Origin of the sequence: Planococcus massiliensis, assembly GCF_000821325.1 — a bacterium.
In the GTDB taxonomy this organism is placed as follows: domain Bacteria; phylum Bacillota; class Bacilli; order Bacillales_A; family Planococcaceae; genus Planococcus; species Planococcus ruber.
Genome location: NZ_CCXS01000001.1, coordinates 2,790,281 through 2,809,440 on the forward strand (window position 1 = coordinate 2,790,281; position 19,160 = coordinate 2,809,440).

The 19,160-nt window shown below is 50.6% G+C and carries 14 protein-coding genes; 1 reads left to right on the forward strand and 13 read right to left on the reverse strand.

All coding sequences use genetic code 11. From position 1 onward, the window contains the following. Nucleotides 1-475: 475 nt before the first annotated feature. From BN1080_RS13880 to BN1080_RS13930, 11 genes are all read right to left on the reverse strand, one after another. On the reverse strand, nt 476-2,332 hold the full coding sequence (locus BN1080_RS13880; RefSeq protein WP_052652919.1) for an ABC transporter ATP-binding protein: 1,857 nt from the start codon (nt 2,330-2,332) through the stop codon (nt 476-478). Then, nucleotides 2,329-4,053, reverse strand: a complete 1,725-nt coding sequence (locus BN1080_RS13885) for an ABC transporter ATP-binding protein (protein WP_052652921.1) — start codon at nt 4,051-4,053, stop codon at nt 2,329-2,331. Before BN1080_RS13885 ends, BN1080_RS13880 begins: the two co-directional genes overlap by 4 nt. Next, complete coding sequence (locus tag BN1080_RS13890; RefSeq protein ID WP_052652923.1) at nt 4,047-4,526, reverse strand: MarR family winged helix-turn-helix transcriptional regulator; 480 nt, start codon at nt 4,524-4,526, stop codon at nt 4,047-4,049. Before BN1080_RS13890 ends, BN1080_RS13885 begins: the two co-directional genes overlap by 7 nt. Before the next feature lie 695 nt (nt 4,527-5,221). Beyond that, nucleotides 5,222-7,249, reverse strand: coding sequence for a penicillin-binding transpeptidase domain-containing protein (locus BN1080_RS13895; RefSeq protein WP_052652925.1), 2,028 nt, complete (start codon nt 7,247-7,249; stop codon nt 5,222-5,224). A gap of 100 nt (nt 7,250-7,349) precedes the next feature. Continuing rightward, nucleotides 7,350-8,969: a glycoside hydrolase family 13 protein gene (locus tag BN1080_RS13900; protein WP_052652927.1), complete on the reverse strand. Its 1,620-nt coding sequence runs from the start codon at nt 8,967-8,969 to the stop codon at nt 7,350-7,352. Nucleotides 8,970-8,982: 13 nt separating this feature from the next. Next, on the reverse strand, nt 8,983-10,002 hold the full coding sequence (locus BN1080_RS13905; protein WP_052652929.1) for a LacI family DNA-binding transcriptional regulator: 1,020 nt from the start codon (nt 10,000-10,002) through the stop codon (nt 8,983-8,985). Between the two features lie 12 nt (nt 10,003-10,014). Next, on the reverse strand, nt 10,015-10,830 hold the full coding sequence (locus tag BN1080_RS13910) for a carbohydrate ABC transporter permease (protein ID WP_052652931.1): 816 nt from the start codon (nt 10,828-10,830) through the stop codon (nt 10,015-10,017). After that, nucleotides 10,830-11,690: a carbohydrate ABC transporter permease gene (locus tag BN1080_RS13915; RefSeq protein WP_052652933.1), complete on the reverse strand. Its 861-nt coding sequence runs from the start codon at nt 11,688-11,690 to the stop codon at nt 10,830-10,832. Before BN1080_RS13915 ends, BN1080_RS13910 begins: the two co-directional genes overlap by 1 nt. Nucleotides 11,691-11,794: 104 nt before the next feature. Next, nucleotides 11,795-13,093 carry an ABC transporter substrate-binding protein gene (locus BN1080_RS13920; protein ID WP_052652935.1) on the reverse strand — a complete coding sequence of 433 codons (1,299 nt, stop codon included), beginning with the start codon at nt 13,091-13,093 and terminating at the stop codon, nt 11,795-11,797. 172 nt (nt 13,094-13,265) lie between these two features. Next, nucleotides 13,266-14,141, reverse strand: a complete 876-nt coding sequence (locus tag BN1080_RS13925; RefSeq protein WP_052652937.1) for an ROK family protein — start codon at nt 14,139-14,141, stop codon at nt 13,266-13,268. A 45-nt stretch (nt 14,142-14,186) separates the two neighbouring features. Further along, nucleotides 14,187-15,794, reverse strand: coding sequence for a glycoside hydrolase family 13 protein (locus BN1080_RS13930; protein WP_052652939.1), 1,608 nt, complete (start codon nt 15,792-15,794; stop codon nt 14,187-14,189). Nucleotides 15,795-16,025: 231 nt separating this feature from the next. Here BN1080_RS13930 and BN1080_RS13935 point away from each other — a divergent pair, with 231 nt between their 5' ends. Then, complete coding sequence (locus tag BN1080_RS13935) at nt 16,026-16,610, forward strand: biotin transporter BioY (RefSeq protein ID WP_052652941.1); 585 nt, start codon at nt 16,026-16,028, stop codon at nt 16,608-16,610. A 191-nt stretch (nt 16,611-16,801) separates the two neighbouring features. Here BN1080_RS13935 and BN1080_RS13940 read toward each other — a convergent pair whose 3' ends face one another. Both BN1080_RS13940 and BN1080_RS13945 read right to left on the reverse strand, forming a co-directional pair. Next, nucleotides 16,802-18,277: a protein adenylyltransferase SelO gene (locus BN1080_RS13940; protein WP_052652943.1), complete on the reverse strand. Its 1,476-nt coding sequence runs from the start codon at nt 18,275-18,277 to the stop codon at nt 16,802-16,804. A gap of 93 nt (nt 18,278-18,370) precedes the next feature. Next, nucleotides 18,371-19,147, reverse strand: coding sequence for an alpha/beta fold hydrolase (locus BN1080_RS13945; RefSeq protein WP_052652945.1), 777 nt, complete (start codon nt 19,145-19,147; stop codon nt 18,371-18,373). Between the last annotated feature and the right edge of the window lie 13 nt (nt 19,148-19,160).

Below are 19,160 nucleotides of genomic sequence, written 5' to 3' on the forward strand. Positions count from 1 at the left end.
TAATTCTAGTTTTATTAAACTTTTTACCATGATAGCATAATCACTTTTAAATTGGTAGAATATTTTTTAAATTAAAATTATTTTATTTTTTATGCTTTGTTGACACTTTCAGGTAAGAGAATCTTTGTTTGCAAAAACCCGCTGTATGCCTAAAATTGGCTGTTTTTCGCTCGCGAAAAACAGCCAAGCTCTTAAAAGGAAGCCCTCGCTTTGGCGATGGCTTTTTCAAATTGATCTTTTGATTTTCTTGGCGAGTTGCTCGCAAATTTTCTTGAGTTTCCCTCAAAATTGGATGAGTTGCTCTATAATTACGATGAGTTCCCCCTAACTTTGCGAAATCACCCCAAACTCACTCGAAATCACCCTTTTCCCTTGCGAAATCACCCAAACTCCATCTGAATTCACCCCATTCAATCTCGAAATCACCCCACACAATAAAAACCCCTCACGCATCACCTGCGCAAGGGGTCTCCTCTTAAATCGCCACTTTCTCATCAAATTGGCTATTGTATAAATCGGCATAGAAGCCGTCTTGTTCGAGCAATTCTGTATGCGTTCCTTGTTCGATCACATTCCCTTTGTCCATCACCAGAATCAGATCCGCGTCTTTGATAGTCGACAACCGGTGGGCGATGACAAAACTTGTGCGCCCTTCCATCAGGCGGTTCATCGCTTTTTGGATGAAGATTTCGGTGCGCGTATCCACACTTGATGTCGCTTCGTCCAGGATCATGATCGGCGGATCGGCGAGGATCGCTCTCGCAATCGTCAACAATTGCTTCTGGCCTTGCGAAATATTCGACGCTTCTTCGTTCAATACGGTATCGTAGCCGTCCGGCAATGTCCGGATGAAATGATCGGCGTGCGCCGCATCCGCTGCGGCGACGATTTCTTCTTCGGTTGCGCCGTTTTTGCCGTAGGCGATGTTGTCGCGGATCGTGCCGTTGAAGAGCCACGTATCCTGCAGCACCATCCCGAAGTTTTGGCGCAGCTCATTGCGCGACATGTCCCGCGTGTCGAGGCCGTCGATTTCGATTTTGCCGCCGTTCAATTCATAGAACCGCATCAGCAAATTGATCAACGTCGTCTTGCCGGCACCGGTCGGCCCGACAATCGCGACGGTCTGGCCTGGTGCAACTTGGATGTTCATGTCCTCGATCAGCAAGTCTTCGCCGTAGCCGAAATCGACGTTTTCGAAAACGACTTCGCCTTTCGCGCGTTCCAAGTGCAGCGCCGTGCTTTCTTTCTTCTCTTCTTCTTCATCGAGCAGCTCGAAGACGCGTTCCGCAGCAGCGACAGTCGATTGGATGATGTTTGCGATGTTCGCCGTCTGCATGATCGGCTGCGTAAACTGTTTCGAGTAGGTAATGAACGCCTGGATATCCCCGATCGAAATGGCCCGCTGGGTGACAAGAATCCCGCCGACGACGCTGATGACGACGTAGCTGAAGTTCCCGATCAACGTCATCAGCGGCTGAATGATCCCCGAGATAAACTGGGCTCTCCGTCCCGCTTCGTACAATTCTTCATTGACTTCATCGAATTGCGCAACCGCTTTTTTCTCATGGCCGAATGCTTTTACGACGGAATGGCCGGTGTACATTTCTTCGATGTGGCCGTTCAATTCACCGAGTGATTTCTGCTGGTTCGCGAATTGCTTTTGCGACCGTTTCAAAATCGGCTGGATGACGAATAAAGATAGCGGCAGCGAAACGAAGGCAATCAGCGTCAGCCACGGACTGATCGTCAGCATCATGATGATGATCCCGACGAGCGTCACGACGGACGTGATGAATTGCGTCAAACTTTGCTGCAAGGTGCTGCCGATCGTATCGATGTCGTTTGTCATGCGGCTCAGGATTTCGCCGTTTGGCCGGCTGTCGAAATAATGGAGCGGCAGCTTTTCCAATTTTTTATTCACATCTTGCCGAAGGTCATAAACCGTATCCTGCGCGACCGTCGACATGACGTATTGCTGGATGTAATTGAAAAGGCTGCTGAACACATAGAGCCCCGCGAGCAGCATCAGGATCTGGCCGATGGTGCCGAAATCGATGCCCGTGCCGGTTCCGGTCAGCTTATTGTACGCCCCTTCAAACAATTCGGTGATGGCCATCCCCATGATTTTCGGGCCGACGATCATGAAGACCGTCGATAGGATGGCGGCAATAAATACAGCGATCAGCCGGTTTTGGCGCGGTTTTAAGTAGCGCAATAAACGCTTGAATGTCGCTTTGAAGTTTTTCGGCTTTTCCCCGGGCATCGACATGCCAGGAGGCCCGCCCGGATGTCCGCCGCCGGGCCGGCCTTGGGGCCGTTTTCCATTGCTCATGCGATTTCCTCCTCTGACAGCTGGGAATACGCGATTTCTCGGTAAACTTCGTTGTTTTTCATTAATTCTTCGTGTGTGCCCATGCCCGCTATGCGCCCTTTTTCAAGAACGATGATGCGGTCGGCATCGACGACCGTGCTGACGCGCTGCGCCACCAATAGAACGGTCGCATCTTTTGTTTCGTCTCTTAATGCTGCACGCAGCTTGGCATCGGTTTTAAAATCCAGCGCAGAGAAGCTGTCGTCAAATATATAAATATCCGGTTTCCGGACAAGCGCACGCGCAATCGCGAGCCGCTGTTTCTGCCCGCCGGATAAATTCGAGCCGCCTTGCTCCAGTTCCGTTTCATAGCCTTCTTTTAACCCGCTGATGAATTCGGTTGCCTGGGCAATCGATGCCGCGTGCTCCAGTTCGGCTGGCGTTGCATCAGGCTTGCCGAAACGGATATTGTCCGCAATCGAACCTGTGAACAGAATCGCTTTCTGCGGCACAAAGCCGAGTTTCGAACGGACTTCATCTTGCGTCGCTTGGCGAATATCGACGCCGTTGACGCGAATGGCCCCTTCTGAAATATCGTAGAAGCGCGGAATCAAATTGATCAAAGTGGATTTGCCGGAACCGGTCCCGCCGATGATTGCCGTGATTTCACCCGGCTTCGCTTTGAAGCTGATATTAGATAACGCTGGCTCTTCCGCACCCGGGTAGCTGAAAGTGACGTTGTCGAATTCCAGCGTGCCGCGTTCGCGGTCCGCTGTTTTATTGCCCAAATCCTGGAACGCCGGTTTCATTTCCAATACTTCATTGATCCGCTTCGCTGAAACGGCAGCACGCGGAACCATCATGAACATCATGGATGCCATGACGAGCGCGAACATGATCATCATGACGTATTGGATATACGCCATCAAATCCCCGATCTGCATGCCGCCGTTGTCGATGCGGATGCCGCCGAACCAGATGATTCCGACAACCGTCAAGTTCATGACGAGCATCATGATGGGCATCATGAACGCCATGATTTTATTGACCCGAATCGACACATCGGTCAAATCGCGGTTCGCTTTTTGGAGCCGTGCTTTTTCTTCCGTTTCCCGGTTGAACGCACGCACGACCCGGATGCCCGTCAAGTTTTCACGGAGCACCAAGTTCAAGCGGTCCAAGCGTTTCTGGACTTCCTGGAAAAGCGGCACCCCTTTTTTCAGGATGAGCAGGATGGCACCGACCAGCACCGGCATTGCAGCGACAATGACCAGCGACAACTTCGCATCTTTTGAAATCGCCATGATCAATCCGCCGGTCAGCATAATCGGTGCGCTGATGACCATCCGCAGGAGCATGATGACCACTTGCTGGATTTGCGTGATGTCGTTCGTCGTCCGCGTAATAAGCGACGCCGTTCCGACTTCATCGAATTCCTGCAGCGAAAATTTCTCGACGTGGCTGAAGACTTTGCGGCGCAAATCGCGTCCCATCCCCATTGCCGCTTTGGATGAATAAAAGCTGGCACAAATTGCTGCGACAGCTCCAAGAGCCGAGATGAGCAGCATCCAGCCGCCGATTTCCCAAATGTACGGAATATTGCCTTTGACTACTCCGTTGTCGATAATATCGGCCATCAAGGTCGGCAAGAACAAATCCGCCATCGACTGCCCGAAGATCAATAAAACAACGGCTGCGACAAACCATTTATACGGTGCTAAATTCTTTAATATTTTCAGCATTTATGCCGCTCCTCTTGTCGTGTATTCGTTAACTTTTCGTTGATTTGCTGATGGACTTCCAGCAATTTTTCGTATTGCTCATCCGTCAGCGACTCCGTGACTTCCTGAAACACTTGATGGACGCCGCCTTCATGCTGATGAATCTTCTCGATCAATTCGGCACCGAGCGGGCTCAGCGACAGCAGCGTTTCCCGCCGGTTGCCTTCCACTTGTTCTCGGTCAATCAAGCCATCCCGCACCAATCCGTCAACTGCTTGGCTCAAGGTGCTTTTTGGAAGCATGGTCTTCTTCCCAATCTTTTTCTGGGTCATTTCTGCCGTTCTCGCGAGCGCCATCAGAATCGTGTACTGCGGCATCGACAACCCGTGGTCCGCTGCCGTCTTCTGGACGTAGCGAATCATATTCCGGTGAATGCCGGCAAATGAACGCAGTAACTGCGCCGACTTTAAAAACTTTTCATCTTGCTGAATCATATCGCCGCCTCTTTCTATTCGAAATTAAACTGTTCATTTTGGAACTGTTCGTTTTGGTTTTATTAATATACTGCTAATTTTGGTGATAGTCAATTGATTGAGCTTGATGCTTTGACCTTCTGAAATGATGAAATCACCCAACATGTTGACGAAATTACCCCAAAGCATCTCGAAATCACCCCTGCACGCTGCGAAATCACCCTAAACCCTTCCGAAATCAACTTTCACCCATAAAAAAGGAACCGCCGCGTGGCAGTTCCTTAGCTTGTTGAAAAAGGGGTGAAATTAAGCTTCTGCTTCTACAATCCGCACTGCGGCGCTATGGACAGAGTTCCCACAATAAGCCGAGAAACCCACTCGTCTTATTGCTCCACCCTGTCCGGAACCGCGCCGGTGCTTGGGCACTTTCTTAAGATATGGAGCAAAACAGCGGAGACGCCTTGGGGAATAAGCGAAGTGCTGAGATCCACTCGGGCATGAAGCCCGAGTTAGCTCAGCGCGAGCCAAGAGTTGGCCGAAGCCTGCGAGGGTCAACTGTTTGCGACGAAGCTAGCGAAGCAATACAAGGAGCACATGTTTTCGGCAAGCAAAACGGTTTTGCGGAATATCGCGTTTCTAAACGAAACTTGCTTTAGTTTCTATTTTTTCAACACTTTAAAAGGAACCGCCGTGTGGCAGTTCCTTCCTTTATTCGGTTAAGGGCTCGTGGCCATCAGTTTATAGACTTCGGCGGCCATTGCGGCGACGTAATCGCTGCCGCCGTTGTCTTCGACGTTTTCGACCATCATCGCCAAGATGAATTTCGGGTCTTTCGTGTTATAGGAAACGAAATAGCCGTTCTCTTTGCCGCGCGCTTCGCCTGCCGCTTTCAGTTCGGCAGTGCCGGTTTTGCCGGCAAGCGGGATGTTATCGAGATTCGCGGACTGGGCATAGCCATCTACGACGACATTGCGCATCGCCGTGCGAAGCGTCGCTGCTGTATCTGCACTCATCAAATCCTTTTTCCATACTTGCGCATCCTCTTCATCGAACAGGAGCGTCGGCTTCAGCATGGTGCCATCCGTCAAGAACGGCTCGTACATCATCGCAAGGTGCAGGATGTTCGTCAGCATCTGCCCTTGGCCGAACGAAGAATCCGCGAGCTGGCCTTCTGAGCCAAGGCTGCCGTCATTGGAAATTTGCGAAGCCGTCAATTCCATCGCTTCCAACGGCACGGTTTCTCCGAAGCCGAATTGCTTCAAGCCTTCGGTGAACGTTTCACGCCCCATTTTCAGTGCTTGCTGGGCGTAATAAATATTGTCTGAGTAAATCAGGGATTTGTTTAAATCGATCGGATTTGGCGCTTCCGGATGCAGGCGGGAAACACGGTACGTGCCCCACGAATCATCTTTTTGCCACGTCTTGCCGTTGATCGTCAAGCCTTCGTCCGGCTTCAGCGTTCCTGCTTCCATGCCAATCGCGGCTGTGATCGGCTTTATTGTGGAGCCTGGCACGTAGCTTTGGGCAAAGCGGTTGAAGAGCGGATTTTTCGCATCTTCTTCTAGTGCCTTGTAGCGGGCGCCGCTGATGCCCGTGACAAATTCGTTCGGATCATAGGCAGGCGAGCTGACAAGCGCCAGCACTTCCCCTGTTTTCGGATCGACCGAAGCCGCCGCTCCCGTTTCGCCTTTCATGGAATCGTAGGCAGCTTTTTGAAGCGATGCGTTGATCGTCAGCTTGACCGTTTCGCCTTCTACCGGTTCCTGCTCTGCAATAATGATCGGCTCTGCGTTTTCCTGCGGTTTCTTAATATAGATCTGCATGCCATCCGTTCCGCGCAGACGGTCTTCAAGCAAACTTTCCAAACCGCGGCGGCCGATCTGGTCGGTTTCTGTATAGCCTTTGTCTTTCAGCTCTTCCAGCTGCTCCGCTGAAATCGCGCCGGTATAGCCGGTGAGATGCGCCATGGCCGGACCGTATGGATATTCGCGCATTTCAATGGTGCGTGCCCCGACTCCCGGAATCGCGACCAATTTGTCGATCAAGGCGCCGTTCGTTGCAGCCGTTTTGCCGATTGGCACAAACAACTCCGGCTTAACCCATGACTGGTTCAATTGCGCGTCAATCGCTTCGACGGTCGTTCCGAGCAATTTGGCGATTTCCGTTTTCTTCGACGGATCCGCCAATTTCTCCGGTACGATGCCGATGCTGTAGCCCGTGCCGTTTTTCGCCAATACCAAGCCGTCGCGGTCCACAATTTCACCGCGGTATGCCGGAATCCGGGTAAAGCCGATTTCGTCATCGGGCTCAAGCTCAGGGAAAATGTACGACTGGTCCCATTCAACGAACCAGTTCGCTTCGTCGTCCCGTGTTTCATTTAACAGCGTAATGGTTTTCTCAAACTCCACCGGCCCTGCCAGCGTCTCCATCTTCACCTGTATCGGAAAATCCGCCGGTTTTTCCGCATCCCATTCGGCATCTTCCGCGGGTTTGTCATACGTCACTTCGATCTTATCTATGCCAAGGTCTTCCTGCAGCTTTTCTTGCCGGTCGACAAACTCTTCCGCTGGAAAAGCCTCTTTCGTTCCGGCATTTAAATAGTCTTTATACATCGCAGCGAATTCACCTTTGTTCCAATGGCTTATGTATTCGGCCAATCGCTCTTCCGGCGTCGTTTTTTCCTGGCAGCCCGCAAGCACGGCCATGAGGAATAAAATCAAGAGGCCGAACAAGGCTTTCTTCATATTGAACCTCCTCATAAATTCTTTTCTTTATATTACCAATATTTTTATCAGAAGAAAACAAAACCCGGCGGCCTGTTTGAGAGGCTGCCGGGTGCTGGAATCATTTGATTAGTTTGTAGACGCGCGCTTCGTATGGAAGCAATTGCTGCGGTTCGATATGCGAGTAGTTCGCGAGCAGCAGGTTCGCCTCTTCCGGCTCATCCCATAGGCAAGCGTGCTGGCCGAGGTTGGCAACGACGAGCACTTTGTCGTTCTCGTCTTCCCGGAGATACGCATAGACCGCTTCATGGCCGAGTTCGACGAGTTCGTAGCTGCCGTAAACCAAAACGTCCATATGCTTGCGCATCCAGATCATCTGCTTATAGAAAGAAAGGATCGAACGCGGATCTTGCTGCTGCGCTTCCACGTTCAGCCAATCGTAGTTCGGGTTGACGCCGATCCACGGAAGCGCTGTTGAGAATCCGGCATGGTCGCTTGCATTCCATTGCATCGGTGTGCGGGAATGGTCGCGGCTTGTCGCTTTGATCAAGGTCATAACGGAATCATGGTCCATGCCGTTTGCACGGTTATAAAAATAAAGATTATGGGTCTTCACGTCATTATAATGTTCGATTTCATTGAATGGCGCATTGGTCATGCCGATTTCCTGGCCCTGGTAGATGAACGGCGTCCCCTGCATGAAAAAATACATGCAAGCGAGGGCTGTTGCACTTTCCCGCCAATAGTCTTTGTCGTTGCCCCAAGTAGAGACGATACGCGGACGGTCGTGGTTTTCAATAAACAGCGCATTCCAGCCGATGCCTTCCACGCCTTTTTGCCAGCGCGTCAGCACTTCCTTCACGCCGCGCACATTGATGCCATTTTCGAGTTCCGTGTTCCAAAGGCCCATGTCTTCAAACTGGAAGACCATATTGAATTTACCGTCTTTTTCGCTGACCCATTCTTCAATATCCTTCGCTTGGACGCCATTCGCTTCGCCGACCGTCATGATGTCGTATTTGGCAAACGTCTCATCGCGCAGCTCTGCGAGCAACGGCTGGATGCCATTGACATTCATCATTTTCTCCCAAGCCGGCACATATTCTTTGCCTTCTGCATTCGGCATATTGGTGAAGTCTTTTTTAATGTGGCTGATGGCATCTACACGATACCCGTCAACACCTTTATCGAGCCACCAATTGACCATATCGAACAAAGCTCTTCGGACTTCCGGGTTTTCCCAGTTCAAATCCGGCTGTTTTTTCGAGAAAAGGTGCAAATAATATTGCCCTGTCCCTTCATCAAATTCCCAGGCCGGACCGCCGAAAATGCTTTCCCAGTTGGTCGGTTCGTCGCGCCAGATGTACCAGTCGCGTTTCGGGTTGTCTTTCGACGAACGCGATTCGATAAACCAAGGATGCTCGTCGCTCGTATGGTTAATCACCAAATCGATGATGAGTTTCATGCCGCGCGCATGCACTTCAGCGAGCAGCCGGTCGAAATCTTCCATCGTTCCGAATTCTTCGAGAATGCCCTGGTAGTCGCTGATGTCGTAGCCGTTATCGTCGTTCGGCGATTTGTACATCGGACAAATCCAGATCACATCGATGCCCAAGTCTTTCAAATAATCCAATTTGCTTGTGATGCCGTTCAGATCTCCGATGCCATCGCCGTTTGAGTCCATAAAACTCCGCGGATACACTTGGTATGCGACTGCTTCTTTCCACCATTTCTTATTCATAACTAAATCCCTTTCAAAGACGTTGGCACGAGCCACGTTCAATCAACCGCGACGAGACGATGACTTGTTTTGCCGGTGCTGTCTTGTCCATTATTTTTTCTATGGCTAAATTCGCCGCTTCGAGCCCCAAGTCGTAAATGGAGATGTCGACGGAACTGAGCGGCGGCTTTAAATGTCCCGATAATGTATGATTGTTGAACCCAATAATCGATACATCGCCAGGCACATTGATTTCAAGGTCCTCCAAATAGCCGATCACTTCGTAAGCCACCAAATCGTCATGCGTCACGATTGCAGTGGGCGGTTCGGGAAGGTTCATCAACTGGAGAATCGCATTTGGTCCGTGGCCTTGCATCATTTCCTGTGTGACGATGTACTGAGCGTCAAAATCCAGTGAATGGGCAGCCAGTGCCTGTTGATAGCCTTCCAACCGGTCGATCGAAACGACAAAATCATTTCCGCCTGCGACAAAAGCGATGCGTTTATGTCCGAGGCCGATGAAGTACTCGACCACTTCGCGGGCATTTCGGACGTTGTCATTATCGACGTATGAAATCTGGTGCACATTTTTATAAGGGCGGCCGACCATCGAAAACGGCAAGCCGCTGTCATTTAAATACTCCATGACTTTATCGCCAATGCGCGAATAAAGCAAGATAATGCCATCCACTTTTTTCCCTTGCGTCATCGCTTTCACTTCCTGCAGAACTTCCTCTTCGGTCGCACCTGTCGACAAGTAAAGGCCAAATTGGCTGTTGTGCGCACTGACCGAAATCCCGCGCAGCACTTCCGGGAAGAAAGGATTCTGGAAGGCCAGTGTAGCAGAGTTTGCCATGATTACTCCAAGGGTTTGACTCCGTTGGACGACTAAATTTCGCGCCTGGAAATTCGGGTAATACCCGAGCTCTTCCATCGCTTCCCGGACTTTCTTTTTGGTCTTTTCGCTGATGCGCGGATTGTCCGCAATGACCCGGGACACCGTTGCCGGAGACACGGCCGCGCGCTTTGCTACATCTTTAATCGTAATCGCCATGCCCGCACCTCCTTATTTCACCGCTCCATCGGATACACCTTTGATAATCGACCGTTGGGCAAAGAAATAGAAGATGATGACCGGCACGATGGCCAAAGTCAGCCCCGCCATTGCCAAATGCCATTGCTTCGTATATTCGCCGAAGAAGAAGAACATCTTAAGCGGAATCGTCTCACTGCCTGGCGTATTGATAACCAGTGACGGCAAGAGGTAATCGTTCCAGATCCAGATGATATTGAGGATCGCGACCGTTACCGTGATCGGCTTCAAAATCGGGAAGATGATGAACCAGAACACTTGGAAGCGGTTCGCCCCGTCTATCGTCGCCGCTTCATCCAATGATTTCGGAATGTTATTCAATGCCCCGTGATACAAGAAGATTGAAAGGCTTGCGCCAAATCCAATATACATGAAAATCAATCCGCCTTGGTTCAGCATTTCAAATCGTCCGAATACCGTCACAAGTGGAATCATCACCGATTGGAACGGGATCAGCATCGCTGCGACAAATGTGAAGAACAGCACCGTGCTGATTTTGCTTTTCACGCGGGACAGCGCGTACGCTGCCATCGCCGAGAAGATGATGATCAAGACCACACTTGAAACGGTGATCAGCAAGGAGTTGAAGAGCGTCCGGAGAAAATCGAGTTCCTGGAAGGCTTCAATGTAATTATCCAGATTCCATGTTTCCGGCAAACTGATCGTATTGGTGAAGATTTCCCGTTTGGATTTGAACGAGTTGACGAGCATCAAGTAAAAAGGCGCCAGCCAGATCAACGCCAGGAAAATCCCCAGGATTTCTAATTTGTAATTTCTTTTTTTGCGCATTACATTTCGACCTCCTTGCGTTTATTGAAATAAACTTGCAGGAGGGCAATGATCGCGACGATGATGAAGAACACGACCGCTTTCGCTTGGGCAAACGCAAAGTCATTTTGCGTAAAGGCCGTTTTGAAGATTTCCATCGCGACCATTTCCGTCGAGTTGAACGGCCCGCCGCCTGTCAGCGACAAGTTTTGGTCGTATAGCTTGAACGCGTTCGACAATGTCAGGAACATGCTGACAGTGAATCCGGGTGCGACAAGCGGGAAAACGATATAGCGGAAGCGCTGGACCGTAGATGCTCCGTCAATTTCTGACGCTTCCAGCAATTCTTTCGGCATGCCTTCCAAGTAAGCGATGTAGATGACCATGATGTAGCCGGCCATTTGCCAGCTCATCAGGATGACCAGCCCCCAAAATCCGGTTTCGGTTGTCGACAGCCAGCCTTGCAGGCTTTCCATGCCGATCATTTCACCGACGCCCGCAAATACTTTAATGAAGATAAACTGCCAGATGAATCCGAGGATCAAACCGCCGATCAAGTTCGGCATGAAGAAAATCGTCCGCAGCAATTTGCTCGTTTTTAAATAAGACGTCACGAGCAACGCAAGCGACAAACCGATGACGTTGATCAAAATAACGGATACGACCGAGAATTTCGTCGTGAACCAGAGCGCATCCATGAAACGCTCGTCTTTGAACAGGTTGATGTAATTTTGAAGTCCGACAAAGTCGCCTGTGACAATGCCGTTCCAAGAAGTGAATGAATAATAGACGCCTAGCAGCATCGGCACGACAACGACCAAGAATAGCGCGATCAGCACCGGAGCCAGGAACAGCCAGTAGGAAATATCTTTTATGCGCATTTGGAGAGCACTTCCTTTCATTGGAGAAAAACGGTAAAGAGAAAGCAAAGCAGCACTGGGGCTGCTTTGCTCGGTTGGCCAGTTGGGCAGAAGCGCCCACTGAATTATTTGCTGCGTTCAGTTTCCCAAGCTTCTTTTGCAGAATCCACGACTTCTTCCCAGTCCGCTTCATCGCTCAAGTATTTCTGGATATTGGCGCCAAGAACATCTTCGCCCCATCCAGTTGGATAGCCCATGAATACCCAGCCGATTGTGTTGCCGGATTCAGCTGCTTCATAGATCGCTTTAGACATTGGATCAGTGATTTTCGTTGTATCGTAGCCTTCGTAAGCCGGGATGAATTTAAAGTCTTCCAGTACGGCTTTTTTCCCTGCATCTGAAGTGTACAGCCAGTTCAAGAAGTCTTTGGATGCTTCTACCACTTCTTCGTCCTGGTTCGAGTTTACGCCCCAATACATTGGAACGCCGACTGGAAGTCCGCCTTCCTCGTAGCCTTCAACCGGAATCGGCATCAAGCCGATGCCGCTGTCCGCAAGTTCCTGGTCAATGCCGGCGATTGAACCGTAAACCCAGTTTCCTTGCTGGATGATCGCAACGCGTTCAAGCGAGAACAATTCTTCCACTTGCTGCGAATAGTCCAAGCTCACAGTCGGCTGAGCTGAATAGTCGTTTTGCAGGTCTAAAATCTTTTTGAATGCATCGCCGTATTCAAATTCCACTTTCGGTGCATCGAATGCATCCAGTACGTTGTGCTCGAATTCCGGTGCGATGAATGTGTTGGATAAGTGAAGCCCCGTTACCCAAGCTTCTTTCCCTGGCAATGCGAATACCGCATCAAGCCCAAGTTCGTCTTTTTTCGAATCAAGCGTTTTCACCGCTTCCTCTAAACTTGCAAAATCCGTGATCGATGCTGGATCGATTCCTGCTTCATCAAACAAACGCGTATTGTAGATGAACCCGTATCCTTCCTGGTTATACGGCAACCCAAGAACTTCAGAGTCGACTGTCACACCATCAAGCGTTCCATCAAGCGCCGCGCCTGCTGCATCTGTATCCGTCAAATTCGCTAAGTTGTCTTTCCAGTCCGCCACATCCTGCGGTCCGCCGATATTGAAAATGGCCGGTTCGTTGCCTGAAGCGAAGCGCGAACGAAGAGCCGCGCCGTAGTCTTCGCCGCCGCCGACCGTTGTGATATCGATGTTAACATCCGGGTTTTCTTCTTCGTATAAAGCGACTACATCTTCAAACTGGTCTTTGAATTCCACTTTGAATTGGAAAATATCAACCGTGACTTTATCTTCGTCCGATGAGGAAGCCTCTTCCCCGTTTCCGCATGCTGCCAAAATCCCTGTCGTCAGAAGCAATGATGCGAGCAACCCTTTGCTGAACTTAAACTCCTTCATGTGCAAATCCCCCTTTGGTTTATTTGTGCAAACGATTGCACAAAGCGGCAAATAAAAAATGGAAACGAACTCTCTAAGCGCTTCCGTTATTGATTAAAAGAATCATAACACAATGAAAACGTTTGCACAATATGCAAATTTAAAAATTTTTCATCGTGCTACGATTTTATTTTTATGCTTGGTCGAGCACTAATAAGGCTGCGCCTAAAATGCCGGCTTCGTTTTCGAACTGGGCCACTTTGACTTCCAATGGATTCAAAAGGAGCGGTTCCATGTGCTTCATCAATGAATCCCACCACAAGCCCGCTGACTCGGAAACACCGCCGCCAATGACGACTACTTCCATATCCAGCATCGCCTGTATCGAGCTGATGACGAGCGCCAAATCTTCCGTAAAGCCTTCAACGACTGCCTCTGCTTGCGGGTTGGCTGCCGCTTCAACGAATAAATCCTGCGGCGCAATATCAAGCCCCGCTTCTTTGATGCGCCGGCGAAGCCCAGTGCCGGATACGTATTGCTCGAAACAGCCGTGGCGTCCGCAAGCACATAGCGCGCCGTGCGGGTGCAGGATCATATGGCCGACTTCCGCTGCCCCGCCGTGCGGTCCGCCGCTCAGCAGCTTGCCGTCCCAAATGACGCCGCCGCCAAGTCCGGTTCCAAGCGTCAAGCAAAGAACGCGGCTATAGCCTTTTGCTGCGCCGAATTTTGCTTCAGCGAGCGCCGCACTGTTCGCGTCATTTTCCACTTCAACCCGTCTGCCCGTCGCTTTTTCCATCTGCTCTTTCAAATTCGTGCCGGTCCACCCGGGCAAAGTTTCAGCGGAATAAATGATGCGGCCCTCTTTCGGGTCGACAAATCCGTGCGTCCCGATGCCGATCGCATCGATTTCCGGATGCCGGGCCAACATGCTGAGCACTTGCTGCTCCAAGTATTCATAGAGCGGGAACAGCGTCGGCACTTGTTCGTCCACTTCGACATTCCCGGTTTCATCAATGACTCCCATGCGGATTTTCGTTCCGCCGATATCTACGCCCAATACTTTTCTCATAAACTCCTCCTGAATGTGTCCGAATTAATTCCATCATACCTGATTTTAGGAAAGCGTCGATCCTTTTTTCAAAAACGCGCAAGCTTCGTATGGGCGCAGCACGAGCTCCCCGTTTTCTTCAAGCGCTTTATAGTTGCCGATCAACCGCTCGCCTTCCGGCAGTTCCACGCGTCTCGTATTTTCTGAGAAGTTGCAGAAGACCGTGAGCTTTTCTCCGCCCGCCTTCCGCGTGTAAGCAAACAGCTCCGGATCTTCCCGGTGAAGCAACGTAAAATCGCCGTCCGTAATGATGTCGAGCGTTTTGCGGAATGAAATCAGCGAACGGTAACACGCATAGATCGAGTCTTCATCGGTGATATGCTCTGCATTGATTTCCGGATAATTCGGGTTTACCTGGAGCCACGGCGTTCCTGTCGTGAACCCGCCATTCGGCGCATCCGACCATTGCATCGGAGTGCGGGCATTATCGCGCCCTTTTGCGTGGATGCTTTTCAGAATGTCTTCTTCCGGCACGCCTTGTTCCCGTTTTTCCTTGTACATGTTCAGCGTTTCGATGTCGCGGTAATCGCCGATCGTTTCAAATTGCACATTCGTCATGCCGAGTTCCTCGCCTTGATAGATGTACGGAGTCCCTTGCATGAAATGCAGGCAAGTGGCGAGCATCTTCGCCGATTCGATCCGGTACTCGCCGTCGTTGCCAAATCGCGAGACGACGCGCGGCTGGTCGTGGTTATTCCAGTACAGGCTGTTCCATCCTTCTTCGTGAAGCGCATGCTGCCATTTTTCCAGGTTCTTTTTCAGATTTGTCAGTTCAAGCGGCTTGAAATCCCATTTCTCGCCGGAATGCTGATCCAGGTTCATGTGTTCAAACGTGAAAATCATATTCAGTTCTTTCCGGTCGGCTGCAGTATAGCGCTTTGCATCTTCCGTCGCAGCACCCGGCGTTTCGCCGACCGTGACGATGTCATAATGCGACAGCACTTGTTCGTTCATTTCCTTCAAGTACGCGTGGACTTTCGGGCCGTTGAGAAAATACGGTTCGCTGTTGCCGTCAATAGCATCCGGGAACGATTGGTCTTTTGAAATCATGTTGATGACGTCCATGCGGAAACCGTCGATGCCTTTGTCGAGCCACCAGCGCATCATGCGGTACACTTCTTCGCGCACTACGGGATTGTCCCAGTTTAAATCGGGCTGCTTTTTGGAGAATAAATGCAGGTAATACTGTTTGCGGCGTTCATCGTATTCCCATGCCGGTCCGCTGAAAATTGACCGCCAATTGTTCGGTTCGTCGCGCCATATGTAATATTCAGGGTGATTCGTAAACCATTCGTGTTCATCGGATGTATGGTTGACCACCAAATCCATCACAAGTTTCATGCCGCGCTGATGTACATTTTCGAGAAGCTCTTCAAAATCTTCCATCGTTCCAAACTCTTCCATGATTTTTTGGTAGTCGCGGATATCATAGCCGTTGTCGTCATTCGGCGAATCGTAGATCGGCGACAGCCATAGGATGTCGACGCCAAGCCCCGCCAAATAATCCAGTTTCTGATTAATCCCTTGCAAATCCCCGATTCCGTCGCCGTTTGCATCCATAAAACTGCGCGGATAAATTTGATACACAACCGATTTCTTCCACCATTCTCCCATTCTATCCCTCTTCCCTTAAGTTTTCGTTATTCTAACATAATGCGCGAATAGTTTGGAATTGCGAATTTTGCAGGGGGGATGAAATAGAAGCGTAATGTGAAAAAAGATAGATGAAGCATTTTTATGTGTTAACCTAATTAAAAATATAGTTGACTCAAATATTTTGCTTGATTATACTGAAAATAGATTTACCGGATTACACCAAGTACCAAAGGGAGATGGAAAGAAATTATGACGACAACGACAACATCGAGAACGGCTAATCATTCGAAAACTTTGCATTTAATCCATATCGCCATGTTCTCCGCATTGATGGCCATCGGGGCAAATATCTCAGCATTTCTAATCATCGGAGGGGTGCCGATTACGCTGCAGACTTTCTTCGCCATTCTTGCCGGCATCTTGCTCGGCAGCCGCATGGGCGCCATTTCAATGGTCGTCTATGCTTTTATCGGACTGGCAGGCGTTCCTGTCTTTGCCGGATTTTCCGGCGGCATGGACACGTTGATTTCGCCGACATTCGGCTTTATCGTATCATTCGTATTTGTCGCCTATATTGCCGGCATGGTCGTGAAGAAATTCCCGTCGCGCACGGGCTTTATCGCTGCTGCCTTAGTCGGCACAGCGGTGAATTATTTGATCGGCACGAACTGGATGTACGTAGCCTATAAATTGTGGTTCTCCGCTCCAGAAGGCTTTACGTATCAGCTTGCTTGGGCATGGATGGCCGTTCCGCTGCCAAAAGACCTCATCTTGGCTGTGCTTGCCGGAATTTTCGGCTTCCGCTTGCGTCCGATTGTGCAGCGATTCAAGTGAGATCGTTTATTTGCGCTTAAACTGCATTTATTTGCACTTAACGGAAGTTTATTTGCGTTTAACCTGAGTTTATTTGCGCTAAAAAATTTTTATTTGCGCTTAACCCGCGTTTATTTGCGTTCAGCTGCAGCTTCCAAATAAATTCACTAAGAAAGACCATTCGCACCCAGCGAATGGTCTTTCTCATTTGTTCATGTTCCGCAGAAGGTCTGATAAGGTGCGTCGTCTTCCGGCGGCAATTTCGTGTATTCTTCTTGCTCTTCGCTGTACGCGTACGGATCGGCGAGCACCTCGAGCAGCTTCTCCAAGACGCTGTAATCGCCGTTTTGCACGGCGGCGTCAAGCGCTTCTTCGACACGGTGGTTGCGCGGAATGATGGACGGATTGCTGCGGCGCATCAAAGCTGTTAATGCGTCCGTCCCTTCCCCTTGGCGAGCCAGCCGCGTTTGCCATTTCGCATGCCACTCCTTAAATTCAGATGCTTCAAATAAACCCTCGCCATTTAACTCGCCCAGCGTAAGCGCCCGGAAAGTGTTCGTGTAATCGGCGCCCTGTTGATGCATCAGCGTCAATAATTCCCCGATCAGCGCCTCATCTTCCGCTTCTTCTCCGAACAATCCAAGTTTTGCCCGCATGCCGTTCAGCCAATGCGCATAATACGATTCGATAAACTCTTTCAGTACGCCTTGCGCCAACTCGATCGCTTTCTCTTTGTCTTCATGCAGGAATGGCACGAGCGTTTCCGCAAACCGCGCCAAATTCCAGCCTGTGATTTGCGGCTGGTTGCCGAACGCGTAGCGGGCTTGCTGGTCGATCGAGCTGAAAACCGTTGCCGGGTCGTATTCGTTCATGAATGCACAGGGCCCGTAATCGATCGTTTCGCCGCTAATTGTCATGTTGTCGGTGTTCATGACGCCGTGGATAAATCCGAAGAGCTGCCATTTGGAGACAAGCTGTGCATGGCGTTCCGCCACTTCTTTGAAGAATGCCAAATACCGGTCTTTGCCCGCTTCGATATGCGGATAATGGCGCTCGACGGCATAGTCGGCAAGCTGCTTGAATTCTTCCAGGTTGCCGCGGCTGGCAGCGTATTGGAACGTGCCGAACCGCAGATGGCTCGCTGCAATCCGCGTCAAAATTGCACCCGGCAAGCGGGTTTCGCGGCGGATTTCTTCCCCTGTCGACACAACGGCTAAGCTCCGTGTCGTCGGAATGCCAAGTGCGTGCATCGATTCGCTGATGATGTATTCGCGAAGCATCGGGCCAAGTGCTGCGCGGCCATCGCCGCCTCTTGAATACGGCGTCCGTCCTGCGCCTTTCAATTGGATATCAAAACGGCGGCCGTTTGGCGAAAGCTGTTCGCCGAGCAGTACGGCACGCCCGTCGCCAAGCATCGTCAAATTGCCGAATTGGTGCCCCGCGTAAGCCTGGGCAAGCGGCGCGGCGCCTTCCGGAATGCCATTGCCCGCAAAAACGGCGGTTCCTTCTTCTGTCTGCAAGGCTGCTGCATCTAATCCAAGCTCTTCTGCCAAGCGTCTATTGAATAAAACCAGTTCCGGCGCTGTGACCGGCTCCGGCTTCAGTTTCGTGAAAAAAGCCTGCGGCAGACGGGCGTAGCTATTGTCGAAGTTCCAGCCGAGTTGAGTCATTTCTGTTCGCTTCGTCATCAGATCTCCCTTTCTTTCTCCAGCCCTCAAAAGGCTTTCGCTGTTCTTCTACTATACCCTTTCCGGCCGCTAATGACGCTTTTCGTGCTTAAGCTAGGCTTCCAAAAATTCGCCGATCACTTGCAAAAACTTCTCCGGCTCTTCGACATTTGGCGCATGGCCGGATTTCTCAAATTCCACAAAGCGCGATCCGGGAATAAACGAGGCAATTTCCCTGCCGCGCTCCGGCGGATTCAAGCCGTCATGCGTCCCGCTGATGATTAATGTGTCCGCGGTGATGGACGGAAGCGATGCGCGGAAATCAAAGCCTTCCAGTGCTTTATTGGCCGCAGCCTGTTGGGTCAAAGTCAGCGGCTTTTCCAGCTTCGCGAGGTCCGCCTGCCATCTGCCGACCGCTTTCAGGTTGTGGAACATGTATTGGGATAAATGAGCCATCGTTTCGAGCTCATCCATGCCGTCGATTTCCTCCTGGTAGCGTTCGATCAATTCCTGTGTCGAAGACGTTTTGCCGTTCGATTTGGAAACGACCAGAATCAGTTTCTCTACCCGTTCCGGATGCGCAAGCACAAACCCTTGCGCAATGTAGCTGCCCATCGAGACCCCGAGAATATGCGCTTGATCGATTTGAAGATAATCGAGCAGCGCCCGCAGATCTTCAATGTGGTCATTCAAAGTATACTTCCCCGGCTTCCCAGACTGGCCGTGCCCTCTCGCGTCGTAGCGTATAACACGGAATCCGTTTTGGAAATGTTCCGCCTCCGCTTCGAACATCGCATGGCTCGAGCCGAGGCCATGGATGAAGACAAGCGGTTCACCTTGCCCCGTTTCTTCGTAAACCAATTCCAAGCCGTTGACTGCAATTTTCGGCATCTTGTTTCCTCCT